This window comes from Tateyamaria algicola, assembly GCF_047715485.1.
Lineage (GTDB): Bacteria > Pseudomonadota > Alphaproteobacteria > Rhodobacterales > Rhodobacteraceae > Tateyamaria.
Map to the genome: position 1 here is coordinate 14,514 of NZ_CP180421.1, position 15,415 is coordinate 29,928.

Sequence of the window (15,415 nt, forward strand, 5' to 3'; positions counted from 1 at the left end):
CTGTTTATTCGGCTGCGATGGCGGCAACGTCCTGACCGGACGCCGCCATGATGGCCTTGACGATGTTGTGGTAGCCGGTGCAGCGGCAGATATTGCCTTCGAGGTATTCACGCACCTCGGCCTCGGTCGGCTTGGGGTTGTCCTTGAGCAGGGCGGCCGTGGTCATCACCATCCCCGGTGTGCAAAATCCGCATTGTAGCCCGTGATGGTCCTGAAAGGCCTGTTGAATGACGTTGAGCGACCCATCGGCATTGGCCTGGCCCTCGATCGTGGCCACCTCGGCCCCGTCCGCCTCGGCGGCGAACATGGTGCAGGATTTCACCGCGCGCCCGTTCACATGCACAAGGCACGCGCCGCATTGCGATGTGTCACAGCCGATATGCGTGCCCGTCAGGCGCTGATCGTCGCGCAGAAAGGAGGACAGCAATGTGTTCCCCTCCACATCACCCGACACAGCCTTGCCGTTGATGGTCATAGTCACTTTCGTCATCAGTATCCTCCCTTTGGATCGTCTTGTCTGGCGGTTGGGCCGGCGTTTCAGCTCACCAGCTTTTTCAACCATCCCTTTTTCTTTGGTGTGTCCTCATCAGCGGCGTCTTCCGTTTCGGGAAGCGGTGCGCCGACGGCATCCGAGAAGTTGGCGAAAAACTGGTCCGCCATCTTCTTGGCAAATCCGTCGATGATGCGGCTGCCCAGTTGGGCCAGTTTGCCGCCCACCTTGGCTTCGACGTCGTAATGCAGCTGCGTTTGATCGCCCTGCGGTTCCAGACGCACATCGGCCCCGCCCTTGGCAAAACCGGCCGCGCCGCCCTTGCCCTCGCCCGAGATGGTCAGGCTGGTGGGCGCGACCACGTCGCTGATCTGCACGGCGCCTTTGAATGTCGCTTTGACGGGGCCGACTTTCTGCACGACCGTCGCCTCGAATCCTTCTGCCGCAGAGCCGCTCATTTCGGTGCATCCCGGCACGCAGGCTTTCAAAACGTCCGCGTCCAGCAAGGCAGCCCAGACCGTTGCCGCATCGGCGTTGATGACCCGGCTGTCACTCAGTTTCATGGCGAAAATCTCCCCTCATCACGCGCAGCCTATTGAGCGTGCGCGCAGCCTCCAATTGGACCAAATGTGTAAGACTAAAGTCGAAGGTCAGCGGACGGGCGGCTGAAAGCTGAGCCCGTAACTTTCGTAGATCTTGGCGATCCGCCCGTCCTGCAACGCATAGTTCACGGCATCGTCGACCGCATAGGACAGGGGCCGATAGCTGAAGTTGACCGCGACGCCCAATGTCCATGTGCTGATGGCAAAACCTGCAAGCGGGGGTTCGTGAATGCCGGTGGTGTCGTCCATCCCGTATTCCAGTTGCGCGCGTGGGCCCATGGCGGCCTTGGTTGTGCCCGCTTTCAGCGCATCCATCGCCGCGCTCACCGAGGCAAAGCGCTGGACCTGCCCGGCCAACTGCCCGCCTGCAAAGGAAGACAGGTAAAAGTCCGAGATTGAATCGTTCTCGACCGCGACGGGGTCAAACCGGAAATAGGCCGGGACGGGCTTGTCCTCGGGATAGCTTTCCGTGTCATAGGCGATGGCGATGGATTCCGAGGCGTATTGCCCGGTGAACACAACCTGTTCCACGCGGCATTTGAAGGCGCTGTCATAGGGCACGCGCATCATCACGTTGGCGATGCGCCCGCCGATCAATGCGCCCTTCCAGATGTTGTTGCGCAAATCCGCTTCGAGGTTCTCACCGGACGAGACAAAGTTGAACCGCGCCTCGACCCCCAGATCCTCGGCGATGATCTGCGCGATCTCGACGTCCACGCCACGCGGTGTGCCGCCGTCTTTCCAGCTATAGGGCGGATAGTCCTCGTAGACCGCGAACAGCATGTGACCCCGTTCCTGGATCGTGTCCATGTCCTGCCCGACGATGTCGCGTCCGACATTTTGCGGTTTGGGCTGGGGAATGTGATCCGCGCAGGGGTCGGCCGCCTGCGCTTGTGTAGCAAGCAGCACGGCCAGGGCGCATGCAAGTGATGCTTTGAAACCTTTCAGTGTTCTGATCCTACTGCGTGGCTGACAGGCCGATGGTAAGCGTTTCAGCTGCAGATTTGTAGGCAGCAGGCGTGCCGTCAATCAGTTTCGCCGCGCGGTAGGCCACAGAATCCGCCACCGGTGCGCCCGACAGCGTCTCGATCCCGCCTGCAATCTCGTCCAGCTGCGCCTTGAGGGCATCCGGGTCGGCACCGGACGTGTCCGCCGCATAGCCGGCCAGTTGATCGCGCAGAACCTTCAGCTCATCCGCGACCTCTTCCATCGCGACATCATCGGGGCGGGTTTCGATATAGGTGCGGATGGCCCAGGCTGCGTCCTGTCCCAAGAGATCGCCAAAGGCGGGCATCTTGGTTGTTCCGTTCTGGGTGTAGCCGGTGCGAAAACGCTCCGCATACCACTCGTCGCCATATTCCTCGGCTTCGAGGAACCGCAGGTCGGGGGCAAGGCCACCCGACACGCCCTCGAGCCCGTGACAGCGTGCGCAGTTCTGGTTGTAACCGGATGCGCCAATCTCGATTGCGCGGGCCCAGACCTCTTCCCCGACTGCATCAACGCGGTAGGGATTTTCGATCAGCCACTCTTCGCCTGTTTCGGGCAGGCCGGCGGTGTCGACGGGCTGCGGTTTCACATCGCCATGGGCGAAAATGAGCGTGGTGGATGCAAGGATTACTCCGCTCGCCAAAATGGCGCGGAATGAAGTTTTGTACATGCTCGTCCTCCCTAGACGCTGCGGTTTCGTACCTTTTAGTCCAGCCGTCTTGGCCGGTGGTATTGGACTTTGGTTGTGGTCCCGGGGGTTTTGAGACCAAAGTCCTATTCGACCTGCCGTTGTGTGCTTGTTAGCCTTGAAACACGGGAGGAAAACAGATGATCCGCATGATCTGGCTGCTGGCCTTTGGCCTGATTGGCCATCAGGCTGTCGCCGAGACTGTCCTTGACGTCGGATACCTGCAGGTGGAGGTGCCGCAGCCGCCCACGCTGTCCAATCTGGACCCGATCCCTGAGGACAATGGGCTGGCCGGGGCGCAAACCGGACTGCAGGACAATCTGACAACGGGCAAGTTTCTGGGGCAGGACTATACCTTGGCCGAAAACCGTGTGCCCGAGGGGGATGATCCGCTTGCCGCTGCGAGGAACATGCTGGCCACATCGCCCTACCTGATCCTCGATGCCCCTGCGACTGTCTTGCTGGACATCGCCGATCTGCCTGAGGCGCAGGGCGCGTTGTTGTTCAACGTCTCGGCGGGTGACGTAGCGCTGCGGGATGCAAACTGCCGAGCGAACCTGTTTCACACCTTACCGTCTGATGCGATGCGCACGGATGCGCTGGCGCAAGTTCTGGTGCAAAAGCGCTGGAGCGACCTTGTGATGATCGCGGGCACGTACCCTGCCGACCTCGCCTATGCCGAGGCGATGCGCGGGTCGCTGCGCAAGTTCGGCCTGAAACTTGGCGGCGAAAAGACATGGGATGTGGATGCGGATATGCGCCGCACCGCGTCACAGGAGATACCCCTGTTCACACAGGATTTTGGCGATTACGACGCCATGATCCTCGCGGACGAGCTGCATGATTTCGGCCGCTACGTTCTTTACAACACTTGGCAGGCCCGGCCCATTGTCGGGTCCGAGGGGTTGTCGGCTGTCACCTGGTCACCCGTGATCGAACAATGGGGCGCGGCACAATTGCAAAGCCGGTTCGAGGAAGAACATGCGCGCGACATGACCGGCAAGGATTACGCCGCATGGGCCGCGATCCGCACCCTGGGTGAGGCGGTGACGCGCACCAACGCCACCGACCCCGATACGTTGCGCGCCTATATCCTGTCCGAAGATTTCGAGCTGGCAGGCTTCAAGGGCCGTCCGCTCACCTATCGCACCTGGAATGGCCAGTTGCGCCAGCCCATCGCCATTGTGCATCCCCGCGCGCTGGTCGCACAGGCCCCGCTTGACGGGTTCCTGCATCAAACAAACGAGTTGGACAGCCTTGGCCTGGACCGTCCCGAAAGCACTTGCGAGGTTTTCCAATGAAAGCGTTTCTGAAGACATCCGCCGCAACCTGCATCCTGGCGATTGCCGCCTCATCTGCATGGGCGGGCGAAATCTGGGTCACGAATGAAAAAGACGACACCGTGTCGGTCATCGACACCGAAACGCTCGAGGTCATCAAAACCTACGAGACGGGCGAACGCCCGCGTGGCATCACCTTTTCCAAGGATTTCAGCCGCCTCTATATCTGCGCCTCGGACAGCGATGCCGTGCAGGTGATGGACCCGAACACGGGCGAGATTCTGCACGACCTGCCCTCGGGCGAAGACCCTGAGCAGTTCGTGCTGCACCCCGACGACACGCATCTTTACATAGCGAACGAAGACGACGCGATCACCACCGTCGTCAACACAGAGACCCGCAAGGTCGTCGCCCAGATCGATGTGGGCGTGGAACCCGAGGGGATGGCCGTATCGCCCGACGGCAAGATCGCGATCACCACCTCTGAAACGACGAACATGGCCCATTGGATCGACACCTCGACGCAGGAGTTGTTCGCCAACACGCTGGTCGACAGCCGCCCGCGCCATGCCGAATTTGCCAAGGATGGCACGCAGATGTGGGTCAGCTCGGAAATCGGGGGCACGCTGACCGTCTTTGACACGGCCACCCAGACTGAGCAGGCCAAGATCAGTTTCGAAGTGCAGGGCGTGCATCCCGACCGGGTCCAGCCCGTCGGGTTCGAATTCACCCAAGGTGACACGCACGCCTTTGTCGCGCTTGGCCCGTCCAATCACGTGGCCGTGGTCAACGCCGACACCTACGAGGTCGAGGAATACATCCTTGTCGGCAGACGCGTCTGGCACATGGAATTCAACGCGGACCGGTCGCTGTTGTTCACGACCAACGGCGTGTCCGGGGATGTAACCGTCATTGACGTGGCATCGCGCAAGGCCATCAAATCCATCAAAGTCGGGCGCTTTCCCTGGGGCGCCGCATTCCGTCCATAACGTCCCCCTAAAATGAGGTGTCCCATGTCTGTTGTTTTGCCCAAGTTCACTCTGTCCACAGTGTTGAGCGCCGCACTTGCCTGCGCTGTCCCCGCATTCGCCGACACGGATGGGTTCGGGGCCGCCGGCGTGCTGTCCGGCAAGAACAAGGAAGACTTGCCGCCCATCACCCTGTCCGCCGGAGAGCCGATTTCCGAAGGCCCCTGGACGCTGAAATCGGGCACCTATTACGAGTTTGAAATCATCGGTGACGGATCGCAGGAACTGGCGCTGGTCGGCCCCGAATTCTTCCGCGCCATCTGGATCGACGAGATCGTGATCGAGGGTCTGGAAATCCGCCCGCTGGGTCTGGACAGCGTCGAATTCGATGAGGCAGGCGAGATGGAAATCGGGTTTCTCGCCATCAAACCGGGCCGCTACTACATGAAAATTCCCGGCACGACAGGCGAGACACAGCGCGTTGAAATCACCATCGAATGAGTGGACTCGAGGTTTCAAATCTTGCGTTTTCCTATGGTGCCAAGCGTGCCCTTGAGGATGTGAGCTTTGACGTCGAGGCGGGTCGGTTCTGTGCCCTTCTGGGGCCGAACGGGGCCGGGAAATCCACTCTCTTTTCCCTGCTGACCCGCCTGCTGATCGCGCCGCAAGGCACCATTCGGATCGCCGGTTGTGACCTGTCCGATCGCCCGCGCGATGCCCTTGCGCAACTGGGCATCGTGTTTCAGCAGAGCACGCTGGATCTTGATCTGACGGTCCGCCAGAACCTCAGCTATTTCGCCGCCCTGCACGGGATATCTGGTAGGGACGCGACCAGGCGCATCGACGCTGCACTTGAAAAGCTGGCGATGCGGGAACGGGCAGGGGAAAAGGCGCGGGCGCTGAACGGGGGCCATCGCCGCCGGACGGAAATCGCGCGCGCGCTGATCCACGACCCGGCCGTTTTGTTGCTTGACGAGGCGACAGTGGGCCTTGATGCGGCGGCCCGTGCCGCGATCACGGATCACGTGCATCGCCTGACGGAAGAGGGGACAACCGTGCTCTGGGCCACGCATCTGACGGACGAGGTGCGCGCCGACGATGACCTTGTCATCCTGCACCGGGCCAGGGTTCTGGCGCGCGGCCTTGCGCGGGACGTGTGCGAGGGGGCCGCGCTGCAAGACACCTTCCTGCGGCTCACGGCCGAGACTGCATGAGCCCATACGCCACATCACTGATCGCCATCGTGAAACGCGAAGCGCTGCGGTTCATCCATCAGCGCGAACGCTTCATCGCCGCGCTTGTGCGCCCGCTTGTCTGGCTGCTGGTCTTTGCCGCCGGGTTTCGCGCGGCCCTCGGGCTCAGCATCATTCCGCCCTATCAGACCTACATCACCTACGAGACATACATCGTGCCCGGACTGTGCGGCATGATCCTGTTGTTCAACGGCATGCAATCCTCGCTCAGCCTTGTCTATGACCGCGAGATGGGATCGATGAAGCTGCTATTGACCAGCCCCTTGCCGCGCTGGTGGCTGCTGTTCTGCAAGCTGCTTGGGTCCACCGCGATCTCGATCCTTCAGGTCTATGCGTTCCTCGCCATTGCAAGGGCGTTCGGGGTGACGATGCCGCCGCTGGGATACGTGGTCGCGTTGCCTGCGCTGATCGTGGCGGGCCTGATGCTGGGCGCGCTTGGCCTGCTGCTGTCGAGCTTCATCAAGCAGCTCGAAAACTTTGCGGGGGTGATGAACTTTGTCATCTTCCCGATGTTTTTCCTGTCTTCCGCGCTCTACCCCTTGTGGAAAATGGCAGAGAGTTCCGAGCTGCTCTACACCATCTGTGCGTTCAACCCGTTCACCCATGCGGTCGAACTGATCCGCTTTGCGCTTTACGTCGATTTCAATGGATGGGCCCTGATCTGGACAGGCGCTGCAACAGCCGTGTTCACACTCGCCGCGTTGTGGGGATACAACCCGGCGCGCACAGGGCTGGGCAAGCGGCGCTAGGAACGGGTGTCGACGATCCGCCCGGGCGTGCCCCCGATGGCAACGATCCGGTCCGCAAGGCGCTGTGCCTCCGCCTCCACATGGGTGACGAGAATGGTGGCCACACCGTGCGCGGCCCTGAGATCTGCAAACAGCGTCATCATCTCGTCAACAAGGTCAGGGTCGAGGGACACAAACGGTTCGTCCATCAGCAACAGGTCGGGTTTGATTGCAAAGGCCCGCGCCAGCGACAGGCGGCGCTGTTGGCCAAGTGACAGTTGGCCGGGAAAGTCGCCGCTGCGGTGGGCAAGGCCCACATCGCACAGCATCTCCATCGTCTGATCACTGCCGATGCCCGTCGTGATGCACAGGTTTTGCAACACGGTGCGCCAGGGCAGCAGGGTCGGTTCCTGAAACACCATGGCGACACGACCCTGCACATGGCATTGCCCCACATGACGGTCTTCCAGACCCGCGATGATCCGCAAAAGCGACGTCTTGCCAACACCCGACGGGCCGACGATGGCCAGCGTTTCAGACCGGGCCAGCGTCAACTCGATCGCGCCCAGAATCTGGGTGTTGGCGAGGGTCAGCCGCTCCAGCTTCAGATCCAGAACGGGCCGTGTCTTGATATCAGGTGCGTTCACTCAGTTCTCTTGGCCATAGAACGTGCCCGCAGGCAACTCGGTCGCATCGCCCAGCAGCTTTTCACCGCCCAACCTGGCCATCACCTTGAGCATCTTGTCGGCGGCCGCTTCGTCAACGGGCGCGGCCTCAGGGATACCTGCGCGAAACCCGGCTTTGAGCGCTTCGAATTGGGCATCATCCTTGGCATTCATCTTGGGGCGCAACCGATCCCATTCGGCGTCGTCTTGGGCCAGCAGATCCTTGGCGGCGCGCGAGGCGGCGGCCAGACCGCGCACCGCATCTGGGGCATCGCGCAACAGCGCCCCCTTGACCACATAGCCCAGCAATGGGGTGTCCGGATCAAGGCCAAGGGCTTGCGCGGCGTCCGATACGTCAACGAGTTTGCGCATGCCCGACGCCTCCATCTTGGCCATGAAATGCCAGAAGTTGATCGCGGCCTGCACCTCGCCCGACAGCGCGGATTTGAAGATCAGGGGCGGGGCCCCGAACACCTGTTCGGTCGCATCGACCAGCTTCAGCCCGTATTCCTGTTCCGCATAGGCTTGCAGGATCAGCCAGCTTTTGTCCAAGGGCCCACCTGCAATCCCGATCTTGGCCCCGGCCAGGTCGGCCAGGCTTTGCGCCGGGTGATCGGCACCCACCAGCACACCGCCCACAGCCTTGGAATAGGGGATAAAGACATAGTCCTTGCCCGCCGCCCGCTGGCGCGCCACCCACAGCCAGTCCGACACGATCACATCCGCCTCGCCGCCCTGAAACGCGACCTTGGCGGCCGAGCCTCCGGCCATGCCCTGCACCTCGAGCGTGACGCCGTTGGCCGTGTCAAAGCCGTGATGCTGGATAGTGTTCAGCTCCCAATTCACCGTGCCAAATTTCAGCACCGCGACTCTGAGTGCAGTCGTCTCGGCCCAGGCGGCAGTGGTGACGACCCCGGCAAACACGGCGCTGATCAGCGATTTCATGAACATGGCGGACCTCTCTTTCTTTCGTGGGGCGGGCTGGGCTTACTCGATGATGATGTGGGGCAGCCAATGGCTTTCCGGGTCGCTTGCGTGCAGATCGCTGGCGCGCAGGGGCCGCAGCTCTCCGGCAGGGGGCGGGGCTGACAGGGTGTCCATATCCATCTCGTGCAACGTGCCGGTGATCACGCCGCCTGTCTGCTCAAGTTGATAGTAGACACCGTTCCACATGTTAATGCCGTAGTCGGTGGCCCCTTTCCACACGAACAACAGGTCGTATTCCAGATCGGTCAGATCGACCGAGATATTGCGCGCGATTTCATAGGGGTAGGGGACGTGACACCAGTGTTTTTGCGGCCCCTCAAGACACTTGAACGGGCGCATAGACAGGAAGTGATCGTTAAAAGGGGCCGCGTCCATGACAACCTCATAGCCGCCATCATCCGCAATCGTCAGGGTTGCGACCCTGATGCGCTGGCCCTCGATATCCTGCAAAAAGACGCCGCGCGGCTCGGCAACGGCCGCGCAGGCCGCAAGGCTGAAAACGGCCCCGAGGACATGGTTCATGATCGCTCCTCCCGCCGCGCAGGATATGGCATCCGACCGTTTGGTGCTGTCCGACCAAGGTCGCAAATCGCCCACTCACCTGGGCCCGTGCCCGCTTACGACCATTGTTCAATACCGGGAAACACGCTTTGGACGAATACTGTGGCCAGGGTCGATTGCACGACATCTGTTCTGCGTGACCTTGAGAGATACGCCCGCCAACAGGGCATTGGGAGGAGACTAGACACAATGAACAGATTTATCATTGCCGCCGCGGTCGGCATTCTGGCAACGACCGCCTTTTCGCAGTCACAGGCCGCCGGCGTGACCGAAGAGATGATCGCCAACGACGCCGCGACGACGGACGACGTGTTGACCAACGGGATGGGTCGCCATCTGCAGCGCTACTCGCCCCTCGAAATCCTGAACAAGGACAACGTCAAGAACCTGCAACCGGCCTGGGCCTTCAGCCTGGGCGGCGAAAAGCAGCGCGGCCAGGAAACGCAGCCCATCGTGCATGACGGCGTGATGTATATCACGGGCTCTTACAGCCGGATGTACGCAATTGACGCGATGACAGGCAAAGAGCTGTGGCAATACGATGCCCGCCTGCCCGAAGGCATCCTGCCCTGCTGTGACGTGGTGAACCGTGGCGCCGCCATCTACGGCGACAACATCTATTTCGGCACGCTGGATGCCCGCATTGTCGCGCTGAACCAAAAGACGGGCGATGTCGTCTGGAACAAGAAGATCGCGGATTACAAGGCCGGCTACAGCTATACCGCCGCGCCGCTGATCGTGGACGGGTTGATCATCACCGGCAACTCGGGTGGTGAGTTTGGCATCGTCGGCGAAGTGCAGGCCCGTGACGCCGAAACCGGCGACCTGGTCTGGACCCGCCCCGTGATCGAAGGGCACATGGGCACGCTCAACGGCGAAGAAAGCACCATGACCGGCACGCTGAACGCGACCTGGCCCGGTGACATGTGGAAAACGGGCGGCGGGGCCACATGGCTTGGCGGCTCTTACGATGCGGACACTGACACGCTGGTGTTCGGCACCGGCAACCCCGCGCCCTGGAACAGCCACCTGCGCAATGCGGGCCAGCCAACCGAGGGCAACAAGGGTGACAACCTCTATGCCGCATCGCGCATCGGGATCGACCCCAAGACGGGCGAAATCAAGTGGCATTACCAGACCACACCGCGCGAAGGGTGGGACTATGACGGCGTGAACGAGGTCGTCGCCTACGAGGACCGCTCCGGCAACAAGCGCTTTGCCACGGCGGACCGCAATGGCTACTTCTACGTGCTCAACCGCGAAGACGGCGCCTTTGTCTCGGCCACCCCGTTTGTCAAAGACATCAGCTGGGCTGAGGGCATCGACGAAACCGGTCGCCCGATCTTTGTCGAGGGCAACCGCCCCGGCGATCCCGCAGAGGCGGCAGATGGCAAGAAGGGCGAAGTTGTCTTTGCCTCGCCCTCCTTCCTTGGTGGCAAGAACTGGATGCCCATGGCGCACAGCCCCAAGACGGGTCTGTTCTACGTCCCCTCGAACGAATGGGGCATGGACATCTGGAACGAGCCGATCACCTACAAGAAAGGTGCGGCCTATCTCGGGTCCGGCTTTACCATCAAGCCGAACTATGACGACCACATCGGCAGCCTGAAGGCCATCGACCCCGACACCGGCGACCTGAAGTGGGAGTTCAAGAACAACGCCCCGCTGTGGGGTGGCGTGATGACAACGGCTGGTGGCCTCGTCTTTACCGGCACGCCAGAGGGTGAGTTCATCGCCTTTGACGACGAAACCGGTGAACAGCTGTGGTCGTTCCAGACGGGTTCGGGCGTGATCGGCCAGCCGGTCACCTGGGAACAGGACGGCGAACAATACCTGACTGTGATTTCCGGTTGGGGTGGCGCTGTGCCGTTGTGGGGTGGCGAAGTCGCCAAGAAGGTGAACTACCTGAACCAGGGTGGCTTGCTGTGGACATTCCGCCTGCCCAAGCAATACGCCTCTAACTGATCGGCGCATTCAAACACCAAGGCGCATCCCTGAAAACGGGGTGCGCCTTTTTCCGTGTCTAATACCTTTTGACAAGTGACCCGCGGCCTCGTGTCGGACTACCATTGGTTATGATGTCTCGTGAACGCACTGAACCCGATCCGGCGCCAGGCCCCCGGAAACAAGATTGGGCCCTGGTCGTGGACGACCACCCCCTGTTTTGCGACGCCCTGGAACTGACGTTGAAATCCGTGGCGGAATTCACCGTCGTGCGCACGGCCGATTGTCTCGAGGGCGCGCTGGACCTGCTGGCAAAGCACGACCCCCCATCCCTTGTCATCCTCGATCTGAACCTGCCAGACGTGAACGGGCTGGACGGGCTGATCCGCCTCAAGCGGCAGGCCGAAAAGACGCCGGTGATCATCGCGTCTTCCATGACCGACAACTCGATCATCAGCGGGGCCATTGTTGCCGGTGCCGCCGGTTTCGTACCCAAACACAGCCCCCGCGCGGTGTTCAAAGAGGCGATCCACCAGATCGAGCAGGGCGAGGTCTACAAACCCGCCGGATATGTCGAAAGCAGCAGCGCCAATGACCACGACGAGACCGTCAGCCGCCTGTCCTCGCTCACCAATCAGCAGGCGCGCATCCTCGAGCTGATCTGCGAGGGCAAGCTGAACAAGCAGATCGCCTTTGATCTGACCATCGCCGAGACAACGGTAAAGGCGCATGTGACCGCCATCATGCGCAAGCTGGGCGTTCAAAGCCGGACCCAGGCCGTGCTCGTCGCACAGGACGCCCGTTTTGCAAGTGTCTTGCCAAGCGGTGAGTGACCGCAATATCCTCCCTGGCAGGGAGAAATACTAAAATGTCGACGATTGTTGAGACGGGTCAAGTGGCCGTCGCGGCTGGTTCCGCCGTGCCCCCGGTTTTGCTGACAGGTCAGGTTTCAGCGGCAAACACATCGCCTATCGCACAGATCAAACGCGACTTCGGATCAGAGGCGCTTGGCCTGCTTGCCCTGTTCGTCTCGCCCCGTGCCGATTTCGCCAATGTGGTGGCCGAGGCAGAGCGTCACTACCCCGACACCAACGTCGTGGCCTGCACCACCGCCGGGGAAATCAGCGCATCGGGATACGACGAGGGCCAGATCATCGCGGTGGGATTCCCGACGGCAGGGTTTGCCACGACGTCCTTGCAGATCGAAGACATCAACGACCTGAAACCACAGCCCCTCATCGACCGCATCGCGCTGGAACGGTTCCGGTTGCAGGAACGCAATGTCGACATGGCCTATGGCTTTGCTTTTCTGGTGGTGGACGGCTTGTCGCTGGCCGAAGACGCGCTGACGGCCACCATCTCGCCCGCACTGCGCGACATGCCCATTTTTGGCGGATCGGCCGGGGATGGCACCGACTTTCAGCGCACCTACGTCTCGCTCAACGGCAAGATTGCGAGCAATGCTGCCGTTCTCACGCTGGTGCGCAGCCGTTACAGAACCGAGGTGTTCAGCCTGGATCACCTTGTGCCCGCCGATCAGCAAATGGTCGTAACCGAGGCCGATCCGGGCCGCCGCATCGTCAAATCCATCAACGCAGAGCCGGCCGCCCCCGAATATGCCCGCATCGTCGGCAAGGACCCCGCGCAGCTTGACCGCTTTACCTTTGCCTCCCACCCCGTTGTGGTGCGGATCGGCGGGGCCCACCATGTGCGCGCGATCCAGCAGGTGAATGACGCGGGCGAACTGGTCTTTTTTTCGGCCATCGACGAGGGGATGGTGCTGACCGTCGCCTCGCCGCAGAACATGGTCGAACACCTGCGCGGCCGGATGGCGGCCCTGTCGCAAGGGGGCAAGCCCGCGCATATCCTCGGCTGCGATTGCATCCTGCGCCGGATCGAGGCGGAACAGTCACAGATGACCCGCGATCTGTCCGAAATCCTCTCGGCCCACAACGTCACCGGCTTTTCGACCTATGGCGAACAGATCGGCCCCCTGCACGTCAATCACACGATGAGCGGTGTCGCCATCTATGCCGAGGACGAGTGACGCCGCATGTCCTTGGTCAACCCCAGCGATACGATTGAACGTCAGAACGAAAAGCTGATGCAGATTGCACAGTCGCTGATGCGCCGGGTCGAGCAGAAGAACGAACAGTCCGGTCTGGCCTATCAGCAGTTCGAACGCGCCGCTCTGCTGGAAACCGAGGTGCGCGAACGGACCCATGACCTCGAGCGCGCGCTTGATCTCTTGCAGGAATCAAACACCCGGCTCGAGATCGCGAATGACGAGACCGAGCGGGCCCGATCCAACCTGACCGAAGCCATCGAAACCATCAACGAAGGCTTCGCCCTGTTCGAGCCCGTCGACGGCCTTGTGCTGTCCAACAGCCGCTTTTGCCGCGACCTCACGGATGTTGCCGGGCTGCTGGTCGGTGGGCTGCAATTCGAGGATTACGTAAAGCTGATTTCGGGCAGCGGTTTCCTTGCCCTGCCAGAAGGGCAGACCCGTGACGACTGGATCGCACAGCGGCTGGAACGCCATGGGGACGATCACGTCGTTTTTAACGTCCGCCTCAAATGGGATCGCTGGTTGCAGGTCAGCGAACACCGCACATCGCGCGGCGGCACTGTCATTCTGCAAACCGACGTCACGTCGATCATCCGGCGCGAACGCCAGGAACGCGCGCGCATGCGCGACAAGCAGGCCGAGATCCTGCAGGCCACGCTGGACCATCTCAACCAGGGCGTCTGCATCTTCGACAGCAACCAGACCCTTGTGGGCTGGAACTCGCGAATGGATGGCCTGTTCAAGGCAGAGACCCACAATTCCGCCCTCGGCATGAGTTTCAACGTGCTGCTGCAATGGCTCAAAGACGGGCTGACCTTCGATGCGACCATGGACGCCGCCGAACTCAAGGCTTGGGCCAACCGCGCAAGTGATCGCAAACCCATCATGTTCGAGGTCAACCGGGACAACACCCAAACCTTCAGCGTCTTTGCCCAGGAAATGCCGGACCGGGGTTTCGTGATCAGCTTTACCGACGTCACAGCCGAACGCGCCACCGCGCGCAGGCTGTTCGAACTGAACGAATTGCTGGAACAACGGGTCGAGGACCGGACCCGCGAACTGGGCCTTGCCCTGGCCGAGGCAGAGCGCGCCAATGCCTCGAAATCCCGCTTTGTCGCTGCTGCCAGCCACGACCTGCTGCAACCGCTTTCGGCGGCCAAGCTGTTCCTGTCCTCGCTGTCCGAAGAAAGCGACCCGGCCCAGGCCAAAAGCATCACGGAAAAGGCCGAGATGGCATTGGCCAGCGTCGAACAGTTCATCGCCGCGCTGCTCGACATCTCCAAACTGGACGCGGGCAAGGCGGTGTTCGATGTTCAACCCCTGCGCCTGTCCGAGATTTTTGAGCCCTTGCGCAACGAACTCATGCCAATTGCGCAGCAAAAGCGGCTTGATCTGCGGATCGTGGATTGCGGGCTGACTGTGGAAAGCGATCCGGGATACCTGCGCCGGATCGTGCAGAACCTGCTGACCAACGCGATCCGCTACACCGCCGAGGGCCGCGTGCTGGTCGGAGTGCGGCGCACTGGACGCGTCGCGCGGATCGAGGTTTGGGACACCGGGCGCGGGATCGCGCAGGAAGATCAGCAAACCATTTTCCGCGAATTCGAACGCCTGTCACCAGACAATGCGGATGCCGGTCTGGGGCTTGGCCTGTCGATTGTCGAACGCGCCTGCAAAGGGCTGGACCACGCATTTGGCCTGTGGTCCGAACCCGGGCTGGGCAGCTGCTTTTCCCTCAACGTGCCGATCAGCGAACCCGACGTACCCGCCATCGAGGTCGGCGCAGACACCGCGTTTTCCGCCCAGCACGTGCTGTCGGACCAGTTGCTGATGCTGGTTGAAGACAATCCGCAACTGGCCCAGGCCATCACGGCGATGGTCGAAGGGTTCGGCACACAGGTCATTCACGCCCACACCGCCGAAGAGGCGTTGGCCATCCTGCAGGAAATCCAGCTTGTCCCCGATGCGATGCTGATCGACTACCAACTGGGCGCCGGTCAGAACGGGGCCGACCTCTTGCAGGACATCACCCAGCGCTACGGCCACGTGCCTGCCGCCATCATCTCGGCGGAACGGACCAAGACGCTCAGGGACCGGTGCAAGACCCTTGGCATTCAGCTGGTCGCCAAACCGATCGAGAAAACCCGCCTGCGACATCTGCTGGTTGATCTGTTCACATCGCAAGGCGCCTGAC

General features: G+C 61.5%; 16 protein-coding genes. 9 read left to right on the plus strand and 7 right to left on the minus strand.

Annotated features, from left to right (window positions below; translation table 11 throughout):
• Positions 1-4: 4 nt before the first annotated feature.
• The 4 genes from ACMHLQ_RS01965 to pedF all read right to left on the minus strand — a co-directional run bounded on the left by ACMHLQ_RS01965 (position 5) and on the right by pedF (position 2,749).
• Complete coding sequence (locus ACMHLQ_RS01965) at positions 5-490, minus strand: (2Fe-2S)-binding protein (RefSeq protein WP_415401051.1); 486 nt, start codon at positions 488-490, stop codon at positions 5-7.
• Positions 491-537: 47 nt separating this feature from the next.
• Complete coding sequence (locus ACMHLQ_RS01970) at positions 538-1,053, minus strand: CoxG family protein (protein ID WP_415401052.1); 516 nt, start codon at positions 1,051-1,053, stop codon at positions 538-540.
• Positions 1,054-1,140: 87 nt separating this feature from the next.
• Entirely contained in the window at positions 1,141-2,007 is an 867-nt protein-coding gene (locus tag ACMHLQ_RS01975) for a substrate-binding periplasmic protein (protein ID WP_415401066.1), read from the minus strand.
• A 43-nt stretch (positions 2,008-2,050) separates the two neighbouring features.
• A complete protein-coding gene (gene pedF, locus ACMHLQ_RS01980; protein ID WP_415401053.1) occupies positions 2,051-2,749 on the minus strand; it encodes a cytochrome c-550 PedF in 699 nt (232 codons plus the stop codon).
• Positions 2,750-2,916: 167 nt separating this feature from the next.
• Between pedF and ACMHLQ_RS01985 the strand changes: the two genes are divergently transcribed.
• From ACMHLQ_RS01985 to ACMHLQ_RS02005, 5 genes are read left to right on the plus strand one after another with little or no spacing between them, the layout of a single operon-like run.
• Positions 2,917-4,068, plus strand: a complete 1,152-nt coding sequence (locus tag ACMHLQ_RS01985; protein WP_415401067.1) for an ABC transporter substrate-binding protein — start codon at positions 2,917-2,919, stop codon at positions 4,066-4,068.
• Entirely contained in the window at positions 4,065-5,036 is a 972-nt protein-coding gene (locus ACMHLQ_RS01990) for a YVTN family beta-propeller repeat protein (RefSeq protein ID WP_415401054.1), read from the plus strand. The genes ACMHLQ_RS01985 and ACMHLQ_RS01990 overlap by 4 nt, the downstream gene beginning before the upstream one ends.
• 24 nt (positions 5,037-5,060) lie before the next feature.
• Entirely contained in the window at positions 5,061-5,516 is a 456-nt protein-coding gene (locus ACMHLQ_RS01995) for a hypothetical protein (RefSeq protein ID WP_415401055.1), read from the plus strand.
• Positions 5,513-6,229 carry an ABC transporter ATP-binding protein gene (locus ACMHLQ_RS02000; RefSeq protein WP_415401056.1) on the plus strand — a complete coding sequence of 239 codons (717 nt, stop codon included), beginning with the start codon at positions 5,513-5,515 and terminating at the stop codon, positions 6,227-6,229. Before ACMHLQ_RS01995 ends, ACMHLQ_RS02000 begins: the two co-directional genes overlap by 4 nt.
• Positions 6,226-7,017 carry an ABC transporter permease gene (locus ACMHLQ_RS02005; RefSeq protein WP_415401057.1) on the plus strand — a complete coding sequence of 264 codons (792 nt, stop codon included), beginning with the start codon at positions 6,226-6,228 and terminating at the stop codon, positions 7,015-7,017. Before ACMHLQ_RS02000 ends, ACMHLQ_RS02005 begins: the two co-directional genes overlap by 4 nt.
• Here ACMHLQ_RS02005 and ACMHLQ_RS02010 read toward each other — a convergent pair.
• The 3 genes from ACMHLQ_RS02010 to ACMHLQ_RS02020 are packed head-to-tail and all read right to left on the minus strand — an operon-like array spanning position 7,014 to position 9,170.
• Complete coding sequence (locus ACMHLQ_RS02010) at positions 7,014-7,643, minus strand: ABC transporter ATP-binding protein (protein ID WP_415401058.1); 630 nt, start codon at positions 7,641-7,643, stop codon at positions 7,014-7,016. The two genes, ACMHLQ_RS02005 and ACMHLQ_RS02010, sit on opposite strands and share 4 nt — an antisense overlap.
• Positions 7,644-8,612 (minus strand): ABC transporter substrate-binding protein, encoded by a 969-nt coding sequence (locus tag ACMHLQ_RS02015; protein WP_415401059.1) that lies wholly within the window; start codon positions 8,610-8,612, stop codon positions 7,644-7,646.
• A gap of 36 nt (positions 8,613-8,648) precedes the next feature.
• Positions 8,649-9,170 (minus strand): hypothetical protein, encoded by a 522-nt coding sequence (locus tag ACMHLQ_RS02020; RefSeq protein WP_415401060.1) that lies wholly within the window; start codon positions 9,168-9,170, stop codon positions 8,649-8,651.
• A gap of 228 nt (positions 9,171-9,398) precedes the next feature.
• Here ACMHLQ_RS02020 and ACMHLQ_RS02025 point away from each other — a divergent pair, with 228 nt between their 5' ends.
• From ACMHLQ_RS02025 to ACMHLQ_RS02040, 4 genes are all read left to right on the plus strand, one after another.
• Positions 9,399-11,174, plus strand: coding sequence for a PQQ-dependent methanol/ethanol family dehydrogenase (locus ACMHLQ_RS02025; RefSeq protein WP_415401061.1), 1,776 nt, complete (start codon positions 9,399-9,401; stop codon positions 11,172-11,174).
• Between the two features lie 113 nt (positions 11,175-11,287).
• The gene (locus ACMHLQ_RS02030) at positions 11,288-11,986 is read left to right on the plus strand and encodes a response regulator (protein ID WP_415401068.1); all 699 of its coding nucleotides are present in this window, start codon (positions 11,288-11,290) and stop codon (positions 11,984-11,986) included.
• A 35-nt stretch (positions 11,987-12,021) separates the two neighbouring features.
• A complete protein-coding gene (locus tag ACMHLQ_RS02035; RefSeq protein ID WP_415401062.1) occupies positions 12,022-13,200 on the plus strand; it encodes an FIST N-terminal domain-containing protein in 1,179 nt (392 codons plus the stop codon).
• Between the two features lie 6 nt (positions 13,201-13,206).
• Positions 13,207-15,414: a PAS-domain containing protein gene (locus tag ACMHLQ_RS02040; RefSeq protein WP_415401063.1), complete on the plus strand. Its 2,208-nt coding sequence runs from the start codon at positions 13,207-13,209 to the stop codon at positions 15,412-15,414.
• Position 15,415 lies beyond the last annotated feature (1 nt).

What these genes read in the sequence shown, in the direction of transcription:
- ACMHLQ_RS02025 (WP_415401061.1), top strand. Translation starts at nt 9,399, where the DNA reads ATGAACAGATTTATCATTGCCGCCGCGGTCGGCATTCTGGCAACGACC.
- ACMHLQ_RS01985 (WP_415401067.1), top strand. Translation starts at nt 2,917, where the DNA reads ATGATCTGGCTGCTGGCCTTTGGCCTGATTGGCCATCAGGCTGTCGCC.
- ACMHLQ_RS02005 (WP_415401057.1), top strand. Translation starts at nt 6,226, where the DNA reads ATGAGCCCATACGCCACATCACTGATCGCCATCGTGAAACGCGAAGCG.
- ACMHLQ_RS02035 (WP_415401062.1), top strand. Translation starts at nt 12,022, where the DNA reads ATGTCGACGATTGTTGAGACGGGTCAAGTGGCCGTCGCGGCTGGTTCC.
- pedF (WP_415401053.1), bottom strand. Translation starts at nt 2,749, where the DNA reads ATGTACAAAACTTCATTCCGCGCCATTTTGGCGAGCGGAGTAATCCTT.
- ACMHLQ_RS01990 (WP_415401054.1), top strand. Translation starts at nt 4,065, where the DNA reads ATGAAAGCGTTTCTGAAGACATCCGCCGCAACCTGCATCCTGGCGATT.
- ACMHLQ_RS02015 (WP_415401059.1), bottom strand. Translation starts at nt 8,612, where the DNA reads ATGTTCATGAAATCGCTGATCAGCGCCGTGTTTGCCGGGGTCGTCACC.
- ACMHLQ_RS01970 (WP_415401052.1), bottom strand. Translation starts at nt 1,053, where the DNA reads ATGAAACTGAGTGACAGCCGGGTCATCAACGCCGATGCGGCAACGGTC.
- ACMHLQ_RS01965 (WP_415401051.1), bottom strand. Translation starts at nt 490, where the DNA reads ATGACGAAAGTGACTATGACCATCAACGGCAAGGCTGTGTCGGGTGAT.
- ACMHLQ_RS02030 (WP_415401068.1), top strand. Translation starts at nt 11,288, where the DNA reads ATGTCTCGTGAACGCACTGAACCCGATCCGGCGCCAGGCCCCCGGAAA.
- ACMHLQ_RS02020 (WP_415401060.1), bottom strand. Translation starts at nt 9,170, where the DNA reads ATGAACCATGTCCTCGGGGCCGTTTTCAGCCTTGCGGCCTGCGCGGCC.
- ACMHLQ_RS01995 (WP_415401055.1), top strand. Translation starts at nt 5,061, where the DNA reads ATGTCTGTTGTTTTGCCCAAGTTCACTCTGTCCACAGTGTTGAGCGCC.
- ACMHLQ_RS02040 (WP_415401063.1), top strand. Translation starts at nt 13,207, where the DNA reads ATGTCCTTGGTCAACCCCAGCGATACGATTGAACGTCAGAACGAAAAG.
- ACMHLQ_RS02000 (WP_415401056.1), top strand. Translation starts at nt 5,513, where the DNA reads ATGAGTGGACTCGAGGTTTCAAATCTTGCGTTTTCCTATGGTGCCAAG.